This window comes from Streptomyces sp. rh34, assembly GCF_002551245.1.
Classification (GTDB): domain Bacteria; phylum Actinomycetota; class Actinomycetes; order Streptomycetales; family Streptomycetaceae; genus Streptomyces.
The window spans coordinates 1-23,613 of record NZ_NTGZ01000109.1 but is presented as its reverse complement, the minus strand read 5'-3'; the positions used below and the strand labels follow the sequence as shown (position 1 = coordinate 23,613).

Genomic DNA, 23,613 nt, shown 5'->3' with positions numbered 1-23,613 from the left:
GGCCCGGCCGGCGGCGGCCACGCGGGGATCGAGGGAGGCTGGGCCAGCGGCGAGTACCGCAACCTCGGCGGCCCGTACGGAATCACCTACATCAAGGGCGAGAAGGCCTACTTCGACGCGGAGCGCGGCTACTTCGTCCGCTGACCCTGCAGCCGGGCACACCCGGCTACGGCCGTTCCAGAACGGGTGAGGGCCCGCGCCGTGGCGCGGGCCCTCACCCGTGCATCTCACGCAGGAAGGACTGCGGGGCTGCACACGGGCCACCTCTTATCAGGGGGCCGTGCGTCAGCCGATCACGGGTGTGAGTAGTTGCGGTACAGAAAGTGCCTCTGTGATTGATCATGGGCGGTTAGCACAGGAGAGGTGGATGCCGCTGGGTTTCACGGAAAGGCCGCGGGGCGCCTGCTGGCGCTGGCTACGTCCGTCAGCGAGATCATGCCACCGAGGTCCTTGACCGGCTCCAGAACGCGGACACCGTCACCGTCCCCGACGGTCCCGTACGCCTCCAGTCACTCATCGCGCTCGTCAACCGCTACGGCCGCCCCGCCGCGCACCGATCCGGTCCTCCACGGTGCCCTGCGACTCGCCGGCGAGCCCGAATTCGAGAGCGGTGCCTCGCACGAACGTCTCCACTTGACGATCACCGGGCTGCTCACCGACGCCGCACACGCCGGAAAGCTTCCCTCACACGTCGACGCGGACGAGACCGCAGAACTGATCACCACGATGCTCGCCGGACTCCACCGGTACCCACCGGGACCGACAGCACAGGACGGGGCGATCGAGCGGATCGCCAGCCTGTGGCGCCACCTCCTGCCGTCCGTCGCGATACCGGCCGTCTTCCCCGCCCTCGATCTCGCACAGCGGCCACGATCGACGAAGCCGAAGTCTTCGCCCACCGCATCACGCACCTGCGCAGCTACCTCGACGCCTACACCGGCGCATTCCGCTAAGGCGACACCGTCCACCTGTCCGGACGCCTCGTCCACATCCAGGGCCCCGCCAACACCGGCGGATCCGGCATCGAACGCACACCATGGAGCGCCACCGAAAGCTACCTCGCCAACCTCGCCCGCTGCCCCTGCCCAGGGCGCGCCCTGCACCGCCCCGGTCCCTCATCCCCCCTTGGGAGGTCCGCGATGACCGTTGATCGACATGCTTTCGTCTCCGCCGAATATCACTACGCCCGCTTCCGCCCCCGATACCCCGACGACCTGTTCGCACTGCTCGCCGATCGGTTCGCCAGATCAACCTCGGCATGCCCGCCATCCCACGCCGACACCAACCAGGCCCCTCCTGAGGGAGCTCATCGCGCGCTACATAGCGCGCCAGCGAACAGGCTCGGTGGTATCAGTGGACGGTTGCTGCCGACGTCGAGGGCGCAGTTGTGCAGGACCGCTGATGGTCTCGAACGGGTTAGTCCAGCGGGCAGTAGCGAGGTGAGGGTGCCAACAATGCGAACAGGGCATGATTAATTCCTGGAGGCTCACGATGGAAACCACCACTGGCTCTGGCGAGGTCGGTCCAGGGGAGAAGCCTCCGGTGGATCACCGGCCCCTCGAGGGACGCCCCCACCGTGATCCCTGGACCATTGAGGGTGAACCGGGTGGTGAGTGCTCATGTAAACCGCAAGGTCCTGGCCTATCTCCACCCAATTGCCACGACCGCATTCCACCCAAAAAGGACGATTGCTGCCAGCAGATCCTGAAGGTGCTGCGCTGCATTCCGGGAATCGACGAGCGCTGTCTCCAGTTCCGTAAACCCAAGGTTCCATCAAAGGTAAAGATTGCTAACTTCTCTGGGGCTCTGCCACTTCGAGACCGCGTAGCCCCGATGCTCATGCTCGTCCTGCGACGGCTTCGGAAGGGTGTGCCCGCCTACAACACGTTCGAGGCCAACCTTCAGGGGGTGCTCAACGGTCTTCCGGCTGCTCAGCGCGCAGCTCTGGAGAACGCCCTTGACGCGTACGACAGCCTTCCAGAAACTCTGAAGAGTTGCGTCTTTGATACTCGCTTCGACGGATGGAAGGACGTCGCGGCGCTCGATCCTGACTTTTTGGTGCGCAACCTTGTCGGCGAGATGCTGGCCCTCGGGCGGATGCATCGCTACGGCACACCCGACATCGGACAGTACATGTCACCGCCACCCACGCAGTTCTTCCATCTGCCCATTCCTCCGGGGGATCTCAAGCCGCGACCGTGGGTGCGCACCGTTGACGCTCCGGGCGAGCCCGGGAAAGTCAAGAAGGTCAAGGCTCCGTGGCCATGGATCACCGCGGTCAGCCCGACGGGGGAGCCGGATGCCAATAAATACACCGGGTGGCTTCGCCACAATGGAGGCTGTACACCCGTCACAGGTGTGCCATGTCTTCCCAAGGACATGAAGTACCAGCCTCACGAATATGCGTGGGACTGCAAGCCGTCCGCCGGCGTTGGCTCCGCCTCACTGAATTGCGCTCACATGACCCCATCGGGGGCGAGTGGGGGCATGGGATTTCCCTCCTGCCCAGGTGGCCCCGACTACGAGACGTCCTTTGGCGGCAAGAGCGTCTGCCTTCAGATTCCGCGCATCGACCCAGGAAGTGAGGTGGGCTTGCGGGGGCTGAATTTCCTCTCCCCCGACGCGCGCGTCGTAATCCGCCAGGTACAGGGTGCATCTACCCTCGTCATCCCGCCGGAGAAGCTTATCGACTGGCACCCTGACGTGGAGACGGCACCAGGACTGGTGGCCCCCGAGGTACGCGATACAGCCTACTTCACAATGCCCGCATCCATTCAGCAGGGATTCTCCGATATCCCGCTACCTCCCGGTCGCTATGCGATGCAGATCATCGTCCCAAACAGCACGAAGTACACCATCAACGCAGGTGAACCACCACCCGCAGAATTTGCCAGCAATGAGGTTCTGTTCGACCTGGAGCCGAGTCCGAACCAGCGTTACCAGATCACCAGTGACCAGCTTTTCTGTCACGAGGAAACTGACGGCCCTGGCTCAGATGAGCCATGGTTCCGCGCCTTCACAGCGGTGATGAATCCGTTCTCCGCCGAGAACAAGGTGGCGCTCCCTGACCTCAGGGCAGTAACGATCACAGAGAAGGACGATGTCGACAGCGGAGAAATCCACACGTTCGGCCCGGCCACGCTGTTCGACGGTATCTTGGGTCGCGATTATCTAGCCCTTGCCGTCCTTGGGCTGGAAGTGGATAGCGAGGACGCCGCCCGGCAGTCGATCAACGACTTCTGGGATGCCTATGCGCTCTATATTCAGAACTTCTTCGTCCAGTTGGGCAGCAGCACCTCCGGCGGTGTGTTGGGTGCTGCCGCTAAGGCAGGTGTCATGACGACGCAGGCGTACGTAGCCGGGGGAGCCCTGGCTGCCATTCTCGCTGGCGGCCTCCTCTACGCGGCGTGGGCGCCAGCCGACCCACTCGCCTACGATGCGATGACGTTCTCAAGCCGCCAACTGTACGAGCTGACAGATGAGACGGTGAAGAGGCTCCCGCAGCCGGAATCTCAGAAGATTGACGTCGTTACCGTCTCCAGTGAGCCGGTGGAAAAGAAGCTCGTAGCAGGCAACCGCTCCGACTACACCGAAAAGCGTCGATATCGCAATCCAGAGGAAGACAGCACGTACTACCTGTGGTACCACATCAAGCGGGCCTGAAAATGGCTTACTGAGGTTGAACTCGTGGACTCGTAGGCGCTGACGGCTCGTCGCGCGTGCGGTATCCACAAGGGGGCGAGCTGACTGCCGAACGGCATCAGTTCCGCGAGGAGTTGCGGCTCCAGGAGGCCGAGAGGTTCGCCAAGGGCGAGGCGAGCTCGGTCGTTGCGAAGGACCTGCGGGTCAGCGTCCGCTCGGTGCAGCGGGGGTGGCGGATAGGGGATGAGGGCGGTCCGCAGACTCCGCGGTCACAGGGGCCGGCGTCGCTGCCGAGGCTGAGTGAGAAGCAGTTCGCCGGAGGCGGGGCTGGCCAAAAGGGGCCGATCGTGCACGGCTGGGAAGACCGACACTGGACCCCTGAGCCGTGTGAAGACAGTGATCAGCAGGCGCTTCCACCTGACCTACACGGTCCAGGGCGTGCGCAACGGCTGGTCCTGCCAGGTCCCGGCCCGACGCGCCATCGAGCGGGACGACGAGGCGGTGGCCGGGTGGGCCCGGGGGTATGGCCCTGCGCGGAAGGCTCGCGGCGGCCCGTGGAGCCTGGCTCGTCTACGAGGACGAAGCCGGATTCTCCATGACGCGGCCAAGGACCAGGACTTGGTCGAAGCGCGGCCGGACCCCGGTGGTGCGGGTCCGTGGCCGTTCCCGCAGACGGATATCCATCGTCGCGCTGACCTGCTACAAACCCGGCAACCGGTCACGGCTGATCTACCGGCCGCGTCAGGACGACGGCCGACGCGGCCCGAGTTCAACCTCAGTAGTTCCGAGAACCTGGATGGACCGCGTCCAGGTCCTGGACGGCGTGGACAGGATCACCACCGAACAGGCCGGCATCATCATCCTCTCGGCTGGACCGCCCGGCACCACGCCCCTGCCCGGCTGGGCACCGGCGGTCGCCGATATCCGAGCCGCCTACCTCGGAACGGCCCGCCGGGCCGGGTCCGGAACCTACCCCGAGCCGACGGAGACCTACCAGAGCACGGTTCAACGCTCGCCGTTCTTCACGATCGAGGCAATGCGGTTCGACCAGAGCGTCGCTGCGCGGGTCGGCCGCATGGCGCGTAGCCCAGATCATGGCGAACTTGATGATCCGGTCGACGTCGCTCGGACGCAGCAGGATCGCTTCGCCGGTGTGCAGCGGTTCGGGCCGGCGGTGCTGCCACAGCCGGTAGAAGCGGCCGTCTTCGTTGTTGAAGCCCAGGTGCCGGTCGCCGTGCGGATTGATCAGGTGGGTGGTGAAGGGCAGATCGTTCGGGCCCGGGTGCCAGGGCTGTTCCGGCTGGCTCAACTCATCCTCCGTCGGCATTCAGTGACTGCGTCCGGCGTCGGTGCCGAGGGTTCGACCACGTCGTCGCGGGAAGCGGATCCAGCCCGGGCGGAGCACCTGGCCGAGCTCGGTGCGACGGCGGACGCATGACGTTCGCGCCGGGTCGGGCGGTCCAGGGGCATGCGCGTTCGGCCCGGTGGTTGTAGGCGACGATCGATGAGTCACCCGACTCCAGCAGCGTAGGGAAGGGGAGCCGGCCGATGTGGTCTCTGAGTTCGTCATAGACGGAAGGGTCAGGTCTGGTCCGGGGCCAGACCTGACCCTTCCGCCCGGCGTGCCGCGGGCGTTCTCTGCGCAAGGAGAAACCGACAGCCCTGTCGGTCGGAACGCGTACTGCTTGGAGGATGTCCCGCCATGACGTGTCTACATCTGCCGCCGGTCCCCGCGTCCGTAGGTACCGCACGGAAGTGGGCGGCCCCGTTGCTGCCCGCCGACATACGCGATCCGGTCGGGCTCGTCGTCTCCGAGCTGGTGACGAACGCGGTCGCCGCCGACGAGGCGGCCGGAGCCATGGACGACATCGAGGTCGAGCTCACGATCGACCCGGCGGGCCTCCACGTCGCCCTGGCGGTCACCGACGCCAGCGCCCGGCCGCTGCCTCCGAGCCCGGACGCCGTTCCCGCCGACGGGGACGGCGGGCGCGGCCTGCTCCTGCTGGACGCGCTCGCCTACGACCACGGATGGGCCCGGCGCGTTACCGGGAAATGTGTGTGGGCTCTCTTCCGGCGTGCCACCCCGGAACGGCGCTGGGCCATCTCCGCGCCGGTGCGGCTGGAGTGCGCAGATGCCTGACGCCAGGGCGCGCACTGCCGGGTCCCCGGGTAGCGTCGGACCCGGCTCAGGGAGGCGAGAGGACTATGCAGGATCGCGCGGAGCGGACGGCTCAGCGGATCATCGAGGCCGCCGGCGTGGTCTTCGACCGCGAGGGCTACGCCGGTGCGACGACCCCGGAGATCCTGCGCCTGGCGGGCGTCTCGCGTGGCGGCTTCTACCACCATTTCAGCGGGAAGGCGGAGCTCGGCGACGAAATCCTGGCCCGCCAGCGCGCATTCTTCCAGCAGGTTTCCGAGCGCGCGGGATCAGGCCCGGTACCGGAGCGCTGGCTCCAGGCGCTGATCGACATCAGCCACTTCTACACCGCCGGCATCCTGGAGGACCCCGTCCTGCGGGCCGCCGTGCGCCTGTCGATCGAGCCGGGCCCGTACCAGACCGCCGAAAGCTACGCGGCCCCGCTCGGGGCCGTCGCCGCCGTCCTCGAATCCGCCCGGGACGCCGACGAGCTCCAGGACCACGTCGAGCCCGCCGAAGCCGCCCGCACCCTGGTCGGCTGCTACAGCGGCGTCCAGCTCCTCGCACTCGCCCTCGCCGAACGCGACGCGCTTCACCAGCAGGTCAGCGCCATGTGGTCCCTGATCATGCCCGGCCTCGCCCGCCCGGCCGTTCTCAGCCGGCTGCGCCTGAGCGCACCGCCCGCAGATACAGCGCGGCGGCGGTGAACCCCGGCCCGTAGGCCACCGCGACGCCGGGCCCCGCGGCCGCGCCGTCGGTCATGGTCCGGGCCAGCACGTCCAGCAAGGCCACCCCGCCGAGATTCCCGCCGGCGAGGGAGTCCCGAGCGTGCCGACCGGCGCTCTCCGGGTCGAGGCCGAGACCGGTCAGCGTCCCGGAGATGATCCCGGGCCCACCCGGGTGCACCGCCGCCCACTGCACCGGCCGTCCGTCCAGCCACCCCGTCAGGTACGGCAGCACCCTTCGCGGCGCCCTCGTCGCCTCCTCAGTCGAATCGAAGGAGACGCCCTCCTCATGGATCTCGCTCCAGTACGCGTCCGCACTGCCGGGCAGGACCAGCTCCCACACGTCCTCCACCACCAGCTCCCCCGCACTCGCCTGCTCGACGGCGGAGAGGACGGCGGCGCCCGCCGCGTCCCCGAACAGCCCGCTGTACAGAACGTCCTGCATGCGCAGTTCCCCGGGGCGGTTGCGGTAGAGGGTGGAGAGGTCCTCGGTGGCCACCATCAGGGCCCGCCCGCCACCGCGTCCGCGCAGCGACCGAACCGCGTGGACCAGGCCGTGGGCGCCGCCGACGCACGCGGCGGTCGCCAGCCCGATCCGCTCCACATCCGGCCGCAGTCCCAGCCCGCCGACCAGGTCGACGTCCAGGCCCGGGATCGTCCAGGACGTGGTGTGGGTGGTGACCAGCACGTCGATGTCCCCGGGCCCGAGCCCGGAGTGGGCCGGCGCCTGCCCGGCCGCCGTCACCGCCCGATCCCGGGCGGCCTCGTACGCGGCCCGGACCACTGTCGGCCGGCCGATCACCACGTCCATCCCAACCCCCGGCTCGTCCGTCCCGTTCACCGTACGCACCCCAGGAGTCCCACGATGAACCGTCTGCCGCGCCCCAGCCTGCTGCCCGCCCTCCCCGCCCCCACCACACGGACACCCCGCCAGGCGCCCGCTCGACCTCCGCGTCCACGCCCAGCGCATCCAGTTCGACGAGCTGATCGTCGACGACCCGCACCAGGTACTCGCCCGCGCACGCCGCCCCCGACACCGCCGCCCTGCTCGGCTACAGCATCACTGCCCCGCTCACCCTCCCGGCCGCCGCCGCACTGCTCTGCGGCCTCCACGACCCCGACGAACTCACCGACATGGGCCTGCACGTGGTCCGCCACACCACCCGCGTCACCGCCGCCACCCAGCACCGCTACCCCGTCGTCCTGGAGCTGTCCGACGCCCCCGAACAGGACCGCTGATGACCACCCGCACCCTGCGCCGACTGGGCTACCTAGCCCTGCGCCGCACCCCCTCGTCCACCAGCGCCGGGCACCCGCCCGGTACCTGCACGGCTGCACCCCGCCCTGCGGAGAACGGTTCCTGGCCCAGGTGCCCAGCCGCCGAACCCCAAAGGACCAATGAACCCCAGCCCCGGCGCGGGCGGGAGGGGTTCAGCCGCGCGGGCGTTCCAGAAGACCGTTCTCCCCACCGAGCGCGACAGCGTGCGCGAGCGTCCGCGCCCGGAGAACGACCCGTGCCCGGTGCAGCAGGCACCCCGCCGTCTCCGGACTGATCCGCAAAGCCTCGGCGATCTCCGCTTGCCCGCGGCCCCGGGCGAAGAGACGGAGCACGGCGAGTTCGTGATCGGTCAGCAGCCCCCCTGCCGCGCCGGACAGGATCGGCCGGTCGATGTGCCGGTGCTCGGTCTCCACTCCGACATCGGCGTCGCGCAGCCGGTCGGCGAGTTCCTCGGCCACGGCAGCCGACCTTTTCCGGACTAAGAAATGATCTTGCTGCTGAGGTCGGTGCAGCTGAGCCGTAGGCTGCGTGTCATGGGGCGATTCGATGAGGTCATGGCGACGTTCTGGGGTGACGGTGATTACGGTGTTCAGCCGCCCCTCACGGACGAGATGGTGCGAGAAGCCGAGCGTGCGCTAGGTGTGAGGCTGCCTGCGGCCCTGCTTGACCTTCTGCGGGTTCAGAACGGCGGCATTGTGGCTACTGATCATGATGCGTTCCCCACCAGCCAGCCGACCTCGTGGAGCAAGGACCACGTTCCCTTCGACCACCTGATGGGCATCGGGCGGCGCGACGGGATGACCTCGTTGCTCGACACCCCGTACCTGATCGACGAGTGGGGTATGCCAGCGCCACTCGTGCTGCTCTCCGGCGATGGGCACTGGTGGATCGGGCTCGACTACCGCCTCTGCGGGCAGGATGGCGAACCCTCAGTCACATGGTTCGAGACCGACCTCGACAGAGAGGTCGTCTTGGCCGGTGACTTCCGCTCATTCGTCCAGCGCCTCACTGCGGCGAGCGCGTATGGCGACGGCTCTGTTGACGACCCCGCACCTACCCAAGGGCTGTCCCGCAATAACCGCTCATAGCTCCGGGAACGGCGGGATGCAGTCCATCTCCTGCAACAACTTCCGAGCAGGCGTCGCTTCCTCTGGCCGTACGGAGGAGGCGACGCCCTCGATGACTGACCGGCCTGCGTACACAGCTGTCCTTGCTGCTGCCTCCCAGCCGGGTTGCTGCTGGGAGCTCGCGTCGTGCTTGCGGTCCTGCACTGCAGCAGCGGCAGAATGCCACTGGTCGGCCCGGCAGATGCTTCCCAGCAGGTCTAGCAACTCGGCCTTGCAAGCCACGTGCGGAGACCCGGCCAGTTCAAGAAGGAACGGCACCGTGGGAGCTGTCACCTCGCCAACGACGAACCCCAGCGAACAGATGGCATCGCCCAGGTCACCAATGGCGATGCGGGCCGTCGACCCGCATGTCAATCCCGACTACATGGAGCGGATTCGCGAGCTGGAAAGCACGATCGACCGGCTCCGGTCGGCGCACCGCGCGACGGATCCGGTCGTGCTCGACGCGCGAATGCAACTCGCCGACATCACCGGAGAGTCCGGTGACACGCGCGGGGCGATCACGCTGTACCGGACGCCGGCCGGAGAACGCCGTGCGGATCTCGGCCCTTATGACACCCGCACCGTGGACGCGTTCGAGGCGATGGCCCGGTGGATCTCCGGCTCCGGCAGGTAGCGCCCTGACGCCGGCACGGGCCCGGAGGAGCGCTCCTCCGGGCCCACCACGCGCCCGTGGCGGCTTGGAGGGCTACTGCCCCATCTCGTACGCCCCCGACAGCGCCTCGACGCGCTCCCAGATCCGCGCCGAACGGACCGCGTCGACGACGGGACGGCGTACCGCGCCCAGCGCCCAGCTCTGCTGGTCCTCGGTGGCGGAGTCCTTGCCGTGCAGTTCGACGGCGTGGGCGGAGAAGTCGCGTACGAGCACGGCGAACAGTTCGTCGAGGAGCTCCTCGTCCAGGCCGGTCAGGCGGGCCTGCTCCAGGATCAGCTGGCCGTGGACGACGAGCGCGAAGAGCTGGCCGACGGCGAGGAGGAGATCGAGGTCACGGCTCTGCTCCTCGTCGGGGGCTGCCGTCTCGACGAAGGCGCACAGGGCGTCGGCCTGCTCACGGAAGCGGGCGACGTTCGGCACCTCGGCGTACGCGTCGAACGCGGGGCGCCAGTCGTGGAAGCGTACGGAGCCGAGGCCGCGCGCCGGTCCCTGCTGGAAGAGGAACGCGTCGTCGGCGGCGTCCAGGCGCGTCGGGACGGCCGGGAAGTCGACCGGGTTCAGCAGGTGGTTGCGCATGAACTTGAGGATCAGCGCGAGGTTCACGTGGACCGTGCCCTCCAGCTTCGGCAGGCCCCGGATCTCGACGGCGGCCTGCGCGAAGTAGTTGTCCTTCTCGAAGCCCTTGGCGGCGATGACGTCCCACATGAGGTCGATCACCTTCTCGCCCTCCGTGGTCACCTTCATCTTCGTCATCGGGTTGAAGAGCAGGTAGCGGCGGTCCTCGGGTCCGGCGGAGCGGAAGTAGTCGACGGCGCGGTCGCTGAACAGCTTCATCCCGACGAGCCGGACGTAGGCGTCGGTCAGCTCGCGGCGCACGTGCGGGAAGGCGGTGACGGGGCGGCCGTAGAGGACGCGGTTGCTCGCGTGGGTGACGGCCTCGTACATCGCGTGCTCGCAGATGCCGATGGAGGCGGTGCAGAGGTTGAACTTGCCGACGTTGACGGTGTTGAGCGCGGCGTCGAAGGCGGCCCGGCCCGTGTGCAGGATGTCGGCGGGGGCCACCGGGTAGTCGGCGAGACGGAACTCGCTGACGTACTTGGAGGAGTCGACGACGTTCTTCACCAGGTGGTACGCCGCGTGGCGGCTGTCGGCCGCGAAGAAGACGTAACCGTCGGGTCCCTCGACGTCCGTGCGCCGGCCGAAGACGGAGACGAGACCGGCGGCGTTGCCGTTGCCGATGTAGTACTTGGAGCCGGAGGCCCGGAAGCCGCCGTCGACCTCGCTGTCCGGCGCCAGCAGCATGTCGGTGGAGTAGATGTCGGCGCCGTGGGTCTTCTCGGAGAGGCCGAAGGCGAACACCTCGCCCTGGGAGAGGAGTTCGGCCGCCCGGTCGCGGGCCACGGCGTTGTCGCTCTGCCAGACCGGGCCGAGACCGAGGATGGTCACCTGCCAGGCGTACCAGTAGTCCAGACCGTAGAACCCGAAGATCTCGTTGAGGGCGGCGATCCGGGCGGTGTCCCAGCGCCGGTCCTCGTTCCCGGCGGCGGAGGCCGGGGTGAGGAAGGTGGCGAACAGCCCCTCCTTGGCGGAGAAGGCGAGGAAGTCGCCGAGCCAGGCGCGGGAGCGGTAGTCCTCGATCAGCCGGCGCTTGCCGCGCTCCTCGAACCAGTCGACGGTGGCGCGCAGCAGCCTGCGGGTCTCCGGGTCGAAGTGCTGGGGATCGTAGGTGTGCGGGTTGAACAGCAAGGACGCGGACTCAGCCATGGCGGTGCCTTCCCGAGGGGTGAGGGTTGTGGTGGTTACGGAGGTGGCGGCCGGGGCACCGTTCAGGCGTCCGGCCCCGAGGCCGCGAGCCGGTTGAGGGTGTCGAGTACGTCGTCGAGCCAGGCGATCGTCATGCGCTCGAACGCGATGCCGCCGCGCAGCACGACGTGCTGGAGTTCCTGGCCGGCGTCCGGAGGCACGGGGGCTTCGGGCCCGGTGAAGTCGCGCAGTTCCCCGGCGAGGTAGTGCGTGAGCCGGTCCCGGTGCACCTGGTGGTGCCGCTCGACCTCGCGGATCAGGGCGGCCGGGTCGTCGAAGGCCGCGCCCCGGATCTTCACGGCGAGGTCGTGCCGGAGGCTCTCCGGTTCGATCGGCTTGTGCAGCCACGCGGCGAGGGCCGAACGGCCGGGCCCGGTGACGGAGTACTCCTTCTTGTCCGGCCGGCCCTCCTGCGGCACCTCGCGGACGAGGAGCAGGCCGTCGGTCACCATCCGACCGAGCACGCGGTAGATCTGCTGGTGGGTGGCGGTCCAGAAGTACCCGATGGACCGCTCGAACCGCCGGGCCAGCTCATAGCCGGAGCCGGGCTGCTCCAGCAGGGAGACGAGGATCGCGTGGTCGAGGGCCATACCGCAATCTTTCTATGCAACTCGTTGCATAGACAAGTCGTGGAGCCCCGGTGAGACACGGCTCACCCGGTCCCGGCCGGGCTCACCGGCGGGAGCGTGAACGCCCCCGGCGGCACCTTACTGGTCCGAGCCGACGCGCGTGATTGATCCACACCGTCGCCGGAAAAGCGTGCCGAATGACCCCGAACCATGACGTGCTCGCCATGGGCGGACTGGACGACCGGCGGGAGAGGTCCGGTGTGCCGCGGCGTGCGGAGAACCTCATGGCGGACGCCGTTCACGCGGAGCACTGCGCTGCGGGGCCTCTCCCGGAACGCGCACGCGCTCCGTCCCGCCCCTCAGGTGGACGTAGCCACGCCGGACGAACTCCGCCCCGTCCAGGCCTGCCTCCCCCGCGACGCCTGCTTCGCCGCGACGGAGGACATCCCGGCCGCGAAGGCCGTGGGGCGCGTCGCCGCCGAGATGATGACGCCGTACCCTCCCGGCATTCCGGCCGTGCTGCCGGGCGAGCGGATCACCGAACCCCTGCTGCGCTATCTGCGCTCCGGGGTCGAGGCGGGCATGAACGTGCCCGACCCGGCGGATCCCACCCTGGAGACCGTCCGGGTGTGCGCCGAGCAATAGGGCCGCCGGGCGCGCCGAGGACGGCGGCGGCGCTCCGCACGGACGGGTCAGGGGACTCGGCGGAGCGCCGGTGGAGGGTGGAGGTCACCGGGGCCGCCGCGACCGCCTGGACCACGACAGAGACCAGGACGGCGAGGACGACGGCCGCCCGCGTCTCCCTCTCGTACGGTCCGCATACGCCCGCCCCGCCGTGTCATCAGGCCAGATCCCGGGGAACGGTCTCGTTCCAGGTGCGGGAGAAGACCCGGCGGCCGTCTTCGTAGCCGTCCAGGGTGGCGTCGACGCTGAACTCGTCCGCGTTCGCCGTCAGGACGGTGCTCGTCTCGATCCGCACGTCCCAGCCGGGCCGGGAGAACCGCATGGTCCACGCGGACCGGCCGCTCGGGGAGGCGAAGTCGTCGGCCACGGAGGTGTACTTCTCACAGGCCCGCAGCCCCACCTCGATGCCGTTCTCCTCGTACCGCTGCCTGCCCCGGTCCTTCACGATGTCGAGGGCCGAGTGGTAGTCCACGAGGCTCCTGGAGACGTTCCAGGCCTGCTCGGGCTCGCTCAGCCGGGTGACGGGGGGCGGCCGGCAGCCCTCCGGCTCCCCGAAGTCCGCCTGGGGCATGCCGTCCGGTTCCTCGGTGGGGCGGACGGGCAGGATCAGCTCACCGCCGCCCTCATGGACGGTGAGCAGGACGGGTTCCGGCGCCGGCCACACCAGGGGCCAGTACGAGGTCGAGAGGGAGAGCCGGACGCGGTGGCCGGGCGGGAACGCCTGTGCGACCCCGTTCAGCGGGATCCGGACGCGGCAGCGCCGGCCGGGCTCCAGTGGTTCGGGGTGCTCGTCGCTCTCGCGGTGGGTCAGATTCAGCACGCCGTACGTCACCCGGGTGGCGCGGCCGTCGGGTGCGACGTCGGAGATCCTGGCCGTGACCTGGGCGACCGGGGCGGAGGCGGAGACCTCCAGGTCGACGGAGGGCGAGCCGAGGATCTCCAGTCGGTCGGCGAGCGGTTCCGTCTCGAAGACCAGGGAGCCGCCGTCCTCCTCGCGCTGGTCGTAGGGCAGGTCCGGCGGAGCGTTGTACGAGGCCCACTTGCCGGCGAACTGGCCGACGGAGAGCGGCGACCGGACGGTGCGGGTCCGGCCTCGCGGGAGGGGCTCCTCGTGGTCCGCCGTCACGATGGTGGAGCCCCGTAGCGGGTGCGCCACTTCCGTGATCCGCGGCGACGGCCAGGAGGGCTCGGCGACCCAGCGGCCGGGGCGTTCCTCGTAGGACGTGGACGGCGGGACGCTCTCCTGCATCCATGCCTGGAGCATCGGCCCGTCCATCACCCCGTTGTCGATGCCCTTGAGCCAGTGGTCCCACCACTTGACGACCTCCTGGAGGTAGCCGATGGCCGGGCCGGGCTCCCCGAGGTGCGGCAGCTTGTGGGACCAGGGGCCGATTAGCCCCTTGCGCGGCACGTCCACATGCGCCAGGAGCCGGGTGACGGCGTTGGAGTAGCCGTCCGCCCAGCCGCTGGAGGCGAGGACGGGGCAGCGAAGCCTGCCGTAGTCCTCGTTGAGCGAGGCGTGCTGCCAGTAGGAGTCACGGTGCGGGTGGCGGAGCCATTCGAGGACCCAGGGCCGGGCGGCCTCCAGCCGTTCCCGCCACATGTCGCGCCATCGCTCCCCCACCACGTCGGGGTCGGGCGGGCAGGTGGCGTAGGCGAACATCGTCCCGGCTTCGGCGAGGTTGTCGGAGAGCATGGCGCCACCGAGGTAGTGCATGTCGTCCGCGTACCGGTTGTCGGTGAACGAGGCGATGACGATGGCCTTCAGGCTCTCGGGCCGCCGGGCCGCCGTCTGGAGCGCGGCGAAGGCCCCCCAGGAGATGCCCATCATGCCGGTCTTCCCGTCGCACCAGGGCTGTGCGGCGACCCAGGCCAGCACCTTTTCCGTGTCGCGCTGTTCCTGCTCCAGGTACTCGTCCAGGAGCACGCCCTCCGACTCCCCCGTTCCCCGCAGGTCCACGCGCACGCAGGCGTAGCCGTGGCCCGCGATGTACGGATGGTGGATGGCGTCACGGGTCGAGGTGAGGTCGTTCTTGCGGTAGGGGATGCACTCCACGACCGCGGGGACCGGCTCCTCGTCGGACGAGGTGGGCCGCCAGATCCTCGCCGACAGGCGCACCCCGTCCGCCATGGTGATGGTGACGTGCTTCTCTTCCCTCGTCTCGTGAGGGAATTGCTCGACGTATCGCATACGGGCAGCGGCTTCCTTCCTGACGTCGGGTCCGATGGGCGCGGGTACCCGGGGCGTCACGAAGCATTCCGGCCGCGCCCGCCCGGTCGTGTCTCGTCGAAACTCAGACCGAGGGCGGCGACGCACGCGTCGAACTTGCGGCGCAGGTCGTCCTCGTCGTCACCGCCGGTGAAGATGTGGGCGACTTCGTAGCTGTAGCTGTCCTGGCCCTTGACCGAGGAGAGCAGCTGGCCCTCGGTGGGGACCATGTCGATGTGGACGCCCGGGATGTCCCGCTCGATGGCGGCGATCTCCTCGGCGGTCGGCACCTGGTGGACGCGGCCTTCGCCGAACCAGCGGTAATACCACTTGGCGGCCGTCCTGTAGCGGCCGCCCCCGGGCGGCAGGGCCGGGTCGCCGCCCAGGGCGAGCCGGAACATCCGGTGGTGGTTGGGCACACCGTCGACGAACGCGAACAGCTCCGCGTGCGACTGGGAGTGCCGGGGGTTGATCTCCAGCAGGCTGATGTCGGCGGTCTTCGGGTCGTAGAAGAACTCGATGCTGAAGGTCGCCGCGTCCATGCCGATCTGCCGCATGGTGCGCTCGCTGACCTCGTGCAGCCGCCGGATCACCGGGCCGGGAGGGTACTGGGGTACTGGTGGCGCAGGAACGACGAGGAGTCCGGGTAGTTGATCGAGTCGAGCACGCCGTAGACAGTGACCTCACCCTGGTGCACATATCCCTCGACGGCCACCTGGATACCCGTCATGGCCTCTTCGGCCAGACAGACCTGCCCGCCGACCCCCTCCATCTCCGGCGGCAGTTCCAGAAGGCCGAGCACGGCTTCGAAGGGCTTCCCCACCCGGGCTATTCCCTCGCGTATCTCCGTGACCGCCGCCCGGAACTCCGTCATGTCCGAGACGCCGAACGCCAGCTCGGAGGAGTAGGCCAGGGCGGGCTTGAGCCACATGGGGAAGCTCATGCCGTCCGGGGGCCGCGGATCGTCACTGCGCAGATCCACCCGGCCGAAGCGGGGGTGTTCGTCGATGACCTTCTGCTGCTCCAGCCTGCTCCAGTACTTGTGCTCGCACTTGACGACGGATTCCAGGCTGGTACTGGTCGTGCCGTATTCCCTGCTCAGCAGGGGTACGAGGGTACTCACGGGGAAGTCCCAGTAGCCGACGATCGCGTCGATGGCGCCCTCGTGCGCGTCGAGCACGGCGCGTGCCCGGCTCATCAACTCGTCGACGGTGTGGCTCTCCTCCTGCAACTCCTTGATGCTGAGCAGCGGATGAAGACGATGGTCGGCCGCGTCCGGAACGGCCTCCAGGGTCCGCAGGTTCGCCTCGTCCATTCCGATGACGAAGATGTTCTTGCGGATGTTCTTGCGCTGATCTCGGGTCACAGGATCTCCTCTCGCACAGGTCCTCAGGGATCTGCGCCGTGTACCCGTGCGCGGGAGTTCAAACGAGATGCGCCGAAGACGGCGCCCAACTCGGCGCAGAGTGCGCGCGGTTTGATGTCGCGGTGCTGCGATGCCGTGCGCAGTACGTCGGAAGCCTTCTCCGGGGTACGGCGTCGCTGACCGACGACCACGCCGATCGCCCGGTCGACCCCGCAGGGTGTCCGGCACGCCTACCTCGCGGCCGGTGCGCATCGCCTGGAGACACGCACCGTCGTCCTGCCCCGGGGGGGGCTTCCGCCTGCGCCCTCGTCCCTGACCCGGCGCAGCGAGGAGCGGCAGGACGGCGGCACAGGCATGTTTGACCTCTGCCGCGGGGGTACTCCTCCATCAGGTATCCGGCGTACGCGGAGCTCAGGCGCCGACCGGTTGGGAGAACAGCCGTCGGCGCCGCCGCCGACAACGGGGTCGCCACTCCTGAGGATGCCTCCGGGGGGCGACACAGCGGTGTGCGTTGTTTAGTGGGATCCGTACGGGACACGCGGTGGGCGCTCCCGGAAACGCGCGCCCTCCGGCCGTCGGAAGCGATTTCCGGGCCCGACACCCACGAGAGAGCGGAGGAGCATCCCATGCCCGCTGGATCCGACAAGAAGCGTGAGCGACAGTACGAGCACATCAAGGAGAGCCAGGAGGAACGGGGCGCCTCGAAGGGGCGTGCGAAGGAGATCGCGGCCCGGACCGTGAACAAGCAGCGTGCCCGCTCCGGCGAGTCGGAGACGGCGAGCAAGACCTCCACACAGGACAAGAAGTCCGCCTATCAGCGCGGCGGCGAGCGCTCCCACAAGGGCGCGCAGGGCCCCACGAAGGACCAGCTCTACGAAGAGGCCAAGAAGAAGAACATCGACGGGCGTTCCTCCATGAACAAGGAACAGCTCCGCAAGGCCCTCGGACGCTGACGCCCGACGGACGCCCGTCAACGCCCACGACCGGCCGCCCGGACGACGGAGGAACAGGACATGCCCGCAGACGCGCGCGGCGACGATGTGTACCAGCCGCAGGACGACGACGGCCAGGATCCGCCGAACGATGAGCTCGATCTGGAGAACACGCTCGGCGAACGGGACCTGGACGACCAGATGGAGGAGGGCTACTCCCCTCCCGAACGCCCCATGGGCGTGGACAAGTTCGGCACGACGGGGGCGGAGGAACACCGCGGTGAGTCCCTGGACCAGCGGCTCGCACAGGAGGTCGGCGATGTGGAGCCGCCCCCCGGCGACGGCATCGGCGACCTCGCCGGGGGCGAGGGCGAACCGCTGGAAGGGTCCGATCGTGAGCCCCGCGCGGGCCGGCTGAGCGCGGCGGACGACGCGACCGGACGGGAGAGCGACGTCTTCGCCGAGGACGTGGGCATCGACGGCGGCGCCGCGTCGGCGGAGGAAGCGGCCGTCCATGTCACGGACGAGGCGGAAGCCCAGGGGCGCGAAGCCTGACGGCGAGGGAACGGGAGACCATGGCAGGCGCGGCGATCTTCGATGTGGACGGCACGCTCACCGACACCAACCACCTCCATGTGGTGGCGTGGTGGGAGGCCTTCCGGCAGGCCGGGCACACCGTGCCGATGCCGGACATCCACCGGGCCGTCGGCCTCGGCTCCGGTGATCTGATCGAGCGGCTGCTGGGGTCCGGCCGGGACCCCGGGCAGGACGCGGCCATCAGCTCCGCCCACACCGTGCTCTACGCGACGTACTTCGACCGCCTTCCCGCCTTCCGGGGCGCGGGCGAGCTGCTGCGCACGCTGGCCGGACGCGACTGGCGGGTCGTTCTCGCCACGTCGGCGAGCGGGGCGGAACTCGCGGCGCTGCGGCGCGCGGTGGACGCGGACGACGCGATCTCGGCCACGGCGAGCTCGGACGACGTCGACCGGGGCAAACCCTCCCCGGAACCCGTGGAGCTGGCCTGCCGGCTGGCCGGGGTCGGTGCGCGGCAGGCGGTCTTCGTGGGTGACACCGTGTGGGACATGGAGGCGGCGGCCCGGGCCGGGGTGAGCGCGGTGGCCCTCCTGTCGGGCGGTATCCCGCGCGCCGACCTGGAGCGGGCCGGCGCGGAAGCGGTCTACCAGGACGTCGCCGAGCTGCTCGACCGACTCGACGAGAGCCCTTTCGGGCCGGGTCCCGACTGACGCTCGGCTCACAGGTCGGCGGCGGCTCTCAGGGCGTCAGGGGTGTGCGCAGCGCCGAGCGCCCGCCACGCCACGCCGCCAGCAGATGGTCCCCGAGGAGGTCCTCCAGATGGCCGGTCGCCTCGATGCCCAGGACGACGTCGGCCGCCAGTGCGGGCTCGTCCTCCAGCAGGCCGCCGATCACCTCGTGGCGCACCACCTGTTCGTGGACGGCGTCGGCTTCCACGTGCTCGTCGTAGAACCGCTGGGCGGCGGGTCCCGCACCCACGCGGCGCAGCGCCTCGGCCAGCCTCCTCGACCCGGGCGACGAGGTGATCTCCACGGTGGCGAAGTGTCCGACCAGCGCGCCGCGCAGCCGCCGGTGGAGCCCGAACAGGGACATCAGGTTGACGGTGGCCAGCGCCTGGGCGGGCGCGGCGTCGAGGTAGCGGCCGTACCGCGCGTCGAGGCCGAGGTCGGTCATCAGGTCGGCGAAGAGCTGGGCGTGGATGTCCTCCGCCCGGCCCGCTCCGAACTCGTCGAACTCCACAGCGACCATCGCCGCCTTCGCCCGGCCGCGCAGCCTGGGGACCACCCACAGATGCGGATCGGCTTCCTTCAGGTGGTACAGGGAGCGCACGGCGGCGTACTCGCGCAGCTGCCACAGCTCCCCCTCCCGCTGGAGGTGGTGGCTGACGCTGTGGCCGTCGTCGCCGACGGGTTCCAGCTGAAGCGCGTCGACCGCCTGCGCCACGTCCTTCCCGCCCGGGCCGCTGTCACGACGCAGGGCGTCCAGGAAGACGCCCTCGGCCGCCGCGCGCACGCCGAGCAGGGCGGGGTCCCACTCCAGGCGCTCGTCCACGCCCGTGAACCCCCGGTAGTGGAGCTCGTACAGGACGTACAGGAGCAGGTGCAGGTCGTCCCCGTACGGGTCGGAGCGGCGGACCGCACCGGGATCGGGCAGGCCGGTGCCGCCGCCCGCCAGCACGGCGAGGACGCTCTCGCTCAGGGGTCCGCGCGCCCGGGGAAGTCCGGAGGAGGAGGCGGGGCTCATGTGGGGGGTGGTGGCCGGGGTTGTCACGGTCGGGACTCCTCCTCGCCCTCCTGGGGCTGTCGGCCGCCGGGCGGGGCCCCGGAGGGCCCGGCCGGCTTGCGGCGGCGGTGGCTGGTGTCGCACCAGGGGTAGGCGCGACTGCGGCGGCAGGTGCAGATCGCGACGACGAAGCGGTCGGACCGGGCCGTCGTACCGTCGTCGCCCACGACCTCGACCGGCCCTTCCACCAGAATCGGGCCTTTCGGGTTCAGCACCACGCGTCGCGGCGTCTCATTCCTTCCGGGCACGGATCACCACCAGCTCTTCCCGGTCCAGATGGTCCCGCAGCAGACCCCGGGCCCGCAGCCAGGCGGCCCGGCCGCGGGTGACCGGTCCGAACGGGATCGTCACCCGGTCGGTCACGGAGACGTCCAGCCCGGCCGCGGACAGCCGGCCGACCGTCTCCCCGGGACGGCTCAGCCCCGACTGGACCAGCAGGAGCAGACCACCGGGGCGCAGGGCCGCGAAGGCGTCGTCGCAGATGCGGTCGAGGACGGCCCGGCCGTCGGGGCCCGCGTCCCAGGAGCGGCCGGCCCTGTGACGGGGAGCGGACAGGCCGGGGGCCGGAACGTACGGGGGATTGCTGACGACGGCGTCGAACGTGCGGCCCGGCAGGGCCCGGAGCAGGTCCCCCCGCCGTACGGTGACGGGCAGCCGGGCGAGCGCGGTGTTCAGCCGTGCGGACGCCACGGCCCGGCGGCTGATGTCCACCGCGGTGACGCGGGCGCCGAGCCGGGCGGCGTGCACGGCCAGCGCGCCGCTCCCGGTGCAGAGGTCCAGCACGTCCGTGCCCGGGCCGATTCCCTCGCGGCGCATGGCCAGGGCGAGGAGAAGCGTGTCGGTCTGCGGCCGGTAGACGCCGGGAAGCCGCACGACCCGGCCCGGCCGTGGAGCTTCCGCGCCCGGCGGTGCGGCCCTGCCGGACGCGTCCGGCAGGGCCTGCCGCGTCCTCGGGCCGTCTTCGCCCTCGGGCACCCGAACCTTTCGGCCGTTCAACGGCCCGGCCACCCGTCGGGCCGGTCCCGCTGCTCCTGGCGGCGCGCCCGGGCCTGCTGCCGCCGGCCCTGGTCCTTGCGGTCCTGGTCGTCGAGCGCCTTGCCGTCCGATTCCGTGACCAGTCCGCGGGCCTTCAGCACCTTGGCCCGCAGAATCCTGCGTACGTCACGCATCGTGTCCTCCTGTGCGGTCAGCAGTCGTTCCATCGTCGAGCGGTTCGTCTCTCCTCGTTCTCGGCACGCACTCCAGAATCCGTCACGCGGGGCGGGCCCGCTCGCGGTGGCTCGCGCCGCTGTATGGGAGTGACCCCGAACGGCCCTGCCAAACGTGCGCGGGCGGGACACCGCGTGACCGACGCCTCCGGCGGTCCTCATTTCCGGGCGGGCGAGGGGTCGCCGCCCTCCTCCGCCGAGGCCGAGGCGGCAGCCGGGCCGTGGCCGGGGACGCGGCGCGGTCCGATGGGCGCCAGGGGGTGATCAGCAACGCGAGAGAGGCGAGGCCGGCGCCCTTGAGCGGGTAGCCGGGACCGATGACCAGGCCGGGGCCCAGTGGCCGATCAGCGTGGAGCCGACCATGCCCAGGACGATCCGGGCGAGGAAGATCGGGGGCACCAGCAGGCCCGCCGCGGTCGGGCTCAGGCCGAGGCCGTCGGAGAAGCACAGCACCAGGCGGGTGGTGAGCGGCACGGCGGTCTCCTGCCCGGGCCAGGGCGGGTCACCTGGGCATCAGCGGTGTCGTCTGCCGAGGCCGAACATGAGCAGCGGGCTGCCGGGCCAATCCGTCCGCCCCGCTGGGGCGAGCCCGTGCCCCCACCCCCCGCCGCGGGTCAGCCCTACAGCGATGGCCCGCCCGCCGGAGCCGCCCCGGCGGTGTCCGGAGCCGCCGCCGCGAGAACCCGGTCGGGGCGGATCGGCAGGTTCCGGTGGCGTACGCCGGTGGCATGCCAGACCGCGTTGGCGACGGCCGCCGCCGCGCCCACGATGCCGATCTCCCCGATGCCCTTGATGCCGACCGGGTCGTCCGGGTCGTGGTCGTCCACCCAGTCCGCCTCGATGTCCGGGACGTCGGCGTGCGTGGCCACGTGGTAGCCGGCGAGATCGGGGGCGTAGTGACCGCCGCTGTTGCGGTCGCGGACCGCCTCCTCGTGCAGGGCCATGGAGATGCCCCAGGTCATTCCGCCGACGAGCTGGTTGCGGGCCGTGAGCGGATTGACGATGCGGCCCGCGGCGAAGACGCCCAGCATGCGGCGCACCCGGACCTCACCAGTGGCGGTGTCGACGGCGACCTCGGCGAACTGGGCCCCGTAGGAGTGCCGTTCCTTCCGCGCGAGGTTCCCGAGCGCTTCGGTGGTGTCGGACCGCACCATGATCCCCTCCGGGGGGATGCTCGTGGTCACCGCGAGCCGCTTCCGCAGTTCGGCGGCGGCGGCCGTGACCGCCCAGGCCCAGGAGCGGGTGCCCATGGAACCGCCGGCGATCATCGCGGGGCCGAAGTCGCTGTCGCCGATGCGGACCCGGACCCGTTCGGGTGCGGTCTCCAGCGCGTCGGCGGCGACCAGGGTGAGCGCGGTGCGGGCTCCGGTGCCGATGTCGGCGGCGGTGATCCGTACGGTGAACGAACCGTCCGCCTCCGCCGTGACCAGGGCGGTGGACGGGGCGGCCCCGGCGCCGAAGGAGGCCGCCGCCGTGCCGGTGCCCAGGAGCCAGCGACCGTCGCGGCGGACGCCGGGACGCGGATCGCGGTCCGCCCAGCCGAACCTGCGCGCGCCCTCGCGGAAGCAGGCCGCCAGATTGCGGCTGCTGAACGGGAGCCCCGAGACGGGGCCCACCTCCGGCTCGTTGCGCAGGCGCAGTTCGATCGGGTCGACACCGGCGCGTGTCGCGAGTTCGTCGAGGGCCGACTCGATCGCGAACGACCCCGGGGCCTCCCCCGGTGCGCGCATCCAGGTCGGGGACGGCACGTCGAGCCGTACGACGTGGTTGCCGGTGCGGTGCGCCTCGGCGTCGTACATCACCCGGGCGACGCCCGCGCTGGGCTCGACGAACTCGTACACCGTCGACGTCTGGTTCAGCGAGAGGTGTTCCAGGGCCAGCAGCCGGCCGTCGGGGGCCGCGCCGAGCCTGATCCGCTGGGTGGTGGGACTGCGGTAGCCGCCCAGGGTGAACGTCTGCCGCCGGGTCAGCACCACGCGCACCGGGCGGCGCAGGGCGGTGGCGGCCATCACGGCAGACACCTGGTGGGCGCGCAGGCCCTTGCTGCCGAAGCCGCCGCCGATGTGCTCGGAGCGGACCCGCACCGAGGACGCGTCGAGCGAGAACATCGCGGCCAGCTCGCTCTGCACCCAACTGGCGCCCTGGTTGGAGTCGACGACCTCCAGCCGGCCGCCGTCCCAGCGGGCGATCGCCGCGTGCGGCTCCATCATGCTGTGCTGCTCTTCGGGGGTGGTGTACCGCGCGTCCACCACGTGGGCGGACGCGGCCAGCCGGTCCTCCAGGTCGCCCTTCTCCGTCTCGGCCGGCATATGGCCGGCGGCGGGGTAGGCGCCCGCGTGGCCGGCGACGAGCGTGGTGTCGTGGGGCTCCTGGTCGTACGTCACCACGAGCGCTTCGGCGGCTTCCCGGGCCTCCTCGGAGGTCTCGGCGACGACCAGCGCGACCGGCCAGCCGGTGAACGGCACCCGGTCGTTCTGGAAGACGGCGCAGGTCGGGTCCGGCGGGGTGCCCAGCATCCCGACGTAATCGAGGTTCAGGCGCGGGGCGTTGCCGTGGTGCAGCACGGTGAGCACGCCCGGCATGTCGAGGACCGGGGCGGTCTCCACGTCGAGGATCCGGCCACGGGTGACCGTGGACAGCACGAGCCAGCCATGGGCCAGGTCCGGATGCGGGATCTCGCCCGCGTAGCGGGCCGCGCCGGTGACCTTGTCGCGGCCCTCGACGCGGGTGTGGGCGACGCCGACGGCCCCGCGCACGGCCGGGGGTCCCGGCGTGGTGGCCGTCATCGGGTGTCCCTTCCGGCGAGTTCGGTGAGTACGGAGACCATGAGGTTGCGCATGAGGGTCACCTTGTATCCGTTGTCGGGCAGCGGCCGGGCGGCGGCGAGCTCGGCGTCCGCGGCGGCGGTGAAGGCCGCGCCGTCGGCCGGGGCGCCGGTCAGTACGGCTTCCGCCGCACGGG

20 protein-coding genes and 5 pseudogenes are annotated in these 23,613 nt (G+C 70.4%); 11 read left to right on the top strand and 14 right to left on the bottom strand.

The window, feature by feature from the left end; genetic code table 11:
• The first annotated feature begins 1,491 nt into the window (after nucleotides 1–1,491).
• From CR470_RS39145 to CR470_RS20630, 5 genes and pseudogenes are all read left to right on the top strand, one after another.
• Nucleotides 1,492–3,663 (top strand): hypothetical protein, encoded by a 2,172-nt coding sequence (locus tag CR470_RS39145; protein WP_143663848.1) that lies wholly within the window; start codon nucleotides 1,492–1,494, stop codon nucleotides 3,661–3,663.
• Between the two features lie 56 nt (nucleotides 3,664–3,719).
• A pseudogene (locus CR470_RS41505) lies at nucleotides 3,720–4,402 on the top strand (helix-turn-helix domain-containing protein); the annotation flags it as partial.
• 36 nt (nucleotides 4,403–4,438) lie between these two features.
• Entirely contained in the window at nucleotides 4,439–5,080 is a 642-nt protein-coding gene (locus CR470_RS39640; protein WP_179892327.1) for a hypothetical protein, read from the top strand.
• Between the two features lie 264 nt (nucleotides 5,081–5,344).
• Nucleotides 5,345–5,782, top strand: coding sequence for an ATP-binding protein (locus CR470_RS20635; protein WP_097869044.1), 438 nt, complete (start codon nucleotides 5,345–5,347; stop codon nucleotides 5,780–5,782).
• Nucleotides 5,783–5,847: 65 nt separating this feature from the next.
• A complete protein-coding gene (locus tag CR470_RS20630; protein ID WP_097869043.1) occupies nucleotides 5,848–6,486 on the top strand; it encodes a ScbR family autoregulator-binding transcription factor in 639 nt (212 codons plus the stop codon).
• Here the strand turns inward: CR470_RS20630 and CR470_RS20625 are convergent.
• Both CR470_RS20625 and CR470_RS20615 read right to left on the bottom strand, forming a co-directional pair.
• Nucleotides 6,434–7,345, bottom strand: a complete 912-nt coding sequence (locus CR470_RS20625; RefSeq protein WP_143663847.1) for a PhlD — start codon at nucleotides 7,343–7,345, stop codon at nucleotides 6,434–6,436. The genes CR470_RS20630 and CR470_RS20625 overlap by 53 nt on opposite strands.
• 590 nt (nucleotides 7,346–7,935) lie before the next feature.
• Entirely contained in the window at nucleotides 7,936–8,241 is a 306-nt protein-coding gene (locus tag CR470_RS20615; protein ID WP_257138857.1) for a LuxR C-terminal-related transcriptional regulator, read from the bottom strand.
• Between the two features lie 75 nt (nucleotides 8,242–8,316).
• Between CR470_RS20615 and CR470_RS20610 the strand changes: the two genes are divergently transcribed.
• Nucleotides 8,317–8,871: an SMI1/KNR4 family protein gene (locus tag CR470_RS20610; RefSeq protein ID WP_097869047.1), complete on the top strand. Its 555-nt coding sequence runs from the start codon at nucleotides 8,317–8,319 to the stop codon at nucleotides 8,869–8,871.
• A gap of 298 nt (nucleotides 8,872–9,169) precedes the next feature.
• A complete protein-coding gene (locus CR470_RS20600) occupies nucleotides 9,170–9,526 on the top strand; it encodes a hypothetical protein (protein ID WP_179892326.1) in 357 nt (118 codons plus the stop codon).
• Nucleotides 9,527–9,598: 72 nt separating this feature from the next.
• Here the strand turns inward: CR470_RS20600 and CR470_RS20595 are convergent, their stop codons facing one another.
• Together CR470_RS20595 and CR470_RS20590 are read right to left on the bottom strand one after the other, a co-directional pair.
• Complete coding sequence (locus CR470_RS20595) at nucleotides 9,599–11,329, bottom strand: acyl-CoA dehydrogenase family protein (protein WP_097869040.1); 1,731 nt, start codon at nucleotides 11,327–11,329, stop codon at nucleotides 9,599–9,601.
• A gap of 62 nt (nucleotides 11,330–11,391) precedes the next feature.
• Nucleotides 11,392–11,958: a PadR family transcriptional regulator gene (locus CR470_RS20590; RefSeq protein WP_097869039.1), complete on the bottom strand. Its 567-nt coding sequence runs from the start codon at nucleotides 11,956–11,958 to the stop codon at nucleotides 11,392–11,394.
• Between the two features lie 288 nt (nucleotides 11,959–12,246).
• Between CR470_RS20590 and CR470_RS20585 the strand changes: the two are divergent.
• Nucleotides 12,247–12,582, top strand: a pseudogene (locus CR470_RS20585) (ornithine decarboxylase); the annotation flags it as partial.
• 196 nt (nucleotides 12,583–12,778) lie between these two features.
• Here the strand turns inward: CR470_RS20585 and CR470_RS20575 are convergent.
• The 3 genes and pseudogenes from CR470_RS20575 to CR470_RS40655 all read right to left on the bottom strand — a co-directional run.
• Nucleotides 12,779–14,812, bottom strand: a complete 2,034-nt coding sequence (locus CR470_RS20575; protein ID WP_097869037.1) for a CocE/NonD family hydrolase — start codon at nucleotides 14,810–14,812, stop codon at nucleotides 12,779–12,781.
• Between the two features lie 56 nt (nucleotides 14,813–14,868).
• Nucleotides 14,869–16,145: pseudogene (locus tag CR470_RS20570) on the bottom strand (ATP-grasp domain-containing protein).
• A gap of 74 nt (nucleotides 16,146–16,219) precedes the next feature.
• Nucleotides 16,220–16,402: pseudogene (locus CR470_RS40655) on the bottom strand (ANTAR domain-containing protein); the annotation flags it as partial.
• 420 nt (nucleotides 16,403–16,822) lie between these two features.
• Here CR470_RS40655 and CR470_RS20560 point away from each other — a divergent pair.
• The 3 genes from CR470_RS20560 to CR470_RS20550 are packed head-to-tail and all read left to right on the top strand — an operon-like array spanning nucleotide 16,823 to nucleotide 18,372.
• On the top strand, nucleotides 16,823–17,149 hold the full coding sequence (locus CR470_RS20560) for a plasmid stabilization protein (protein WP_097869036.1): 327 nt from the start codon (nucleotides 16,823–16,825) through the stop codon (nucleotides 17,147–17,149).
• Between the two features lie 60 nt (nucleotides 17,150–17,209).
• Nucleotides 17,210–17,683, top strand: a complete 474-nt coding sequence (locus tag CR470_RS20555) for a DUF5709 domain-containing protein (RefSeq protein WP_097869035.1) — start codon at nucleotides 17,210–17,212, stop codon at nucleotides 17,681–17,683.
• A 20-nt stretch (nucleotides 17,684–17,703) separates the two neighbouring features.
• Nucleotides 17,704–18,372: an HAD family hydrolase gene (locus CR470_RS20550; RefSeq protein ID WP_097869034.1), complete on the top strand. Its 669-nt coding sequence runs from the start codon at nucleotides 17,704–17,706 to the stop codon at nucleotides 18,370–18,372.
• A gap of 28 nt (nucleotides 18,373–18,400) precedes the next feature.
• On the opposite strand, the gene CR470_RS20545 is transcribed toward CR470_RS20550, so the two are convergent.
• The 7 genes and pseudogenes from CR470_RS20545 to CR470_RS20515 all read right to left on the bottom strand — a co-directional run.
• On the bottom strand, nucleotides 18,401–19,432 hold the full coding sequence (locus CR470_RS20545; protein WP_097869033.1) for an iron-containing redox enzyme family protein: 1,032 nt from the start codon (nucleotides 19,430–19,432) through the stop codon (nucleotides 18,401–18,403).
• Nucleotides 19,429–19,662, bottom strand: a complete 234-nt coding sequence (locus tag CR470_RS20540; protein WP_107489485.1) for a CDGSH iron-sulfur domain-containing protein — start codon at nucleotides 19,660–19,662, stop codon at nucleotides 19,429–19,431. Before CR470_RS20540 ends, CR470_RS20545 begins: the two co-directional genes overlap by 4 nt.
• A 13-nt stretch (nucleotides 19,663–19,675) precedes the next feature.
• Nucleotides 19,676–20,419, bottom strand: a complete 744-nt coding sequence (locus CR470_RS20535; protein ID WP_306667804.1) for a HemK2/MTQ2 family protein methyltransferase — start codon at nucleotides 20,417–20,419, stop codon at nucleotides 19,676–19,678.
• 17 nt (nucleotides 20,420–20,436) lie between these two features.
• Entirely contained in the window at nucleotides 20,437–20,646 is a 210-nt protein-coding gene (locus CR470_RS20530; RefSeq protein ID WP_097869031.1) for a hypothetical protein, read from the bottom strand.
• A gap of 270 nt (nucleotides 20,647–20,916) precedes the next feature.
• Nucleotides 20,917–21,126: a hypothetical protein gene (locus tag CR470_RS20525; RefSeq protein ID WP_143663845.1), complete on the bottom strand. Its 210-nt coding sequence runs from the start codon at nucleotides 21,124–21,126 to the stop codon at nucleotides 20,917–20,919.
• A 146-nt stretch (nucleotides 21,127–21,272) separates the two neighbouring features.
• Entirely contained in the window at nucleotides 21,273–23,438 is a 2,166-nt protein-coding gene (locus CR470_RS20520; protein ID WP_097869030.1) for a xanthine dehydrogenase family protein molybdopterin-binding subunit, read from the bottom strand.
• Nucleotides 23,435–23,613, bottom strand: a pseudogene (locus CR470_RS20515) (FAD binding domain-containing protein); the annotation flags it as partial. The pseudogene CR470_RS20515 and the gene CR470_RS20520, both read right to left, overlap by 4 nt.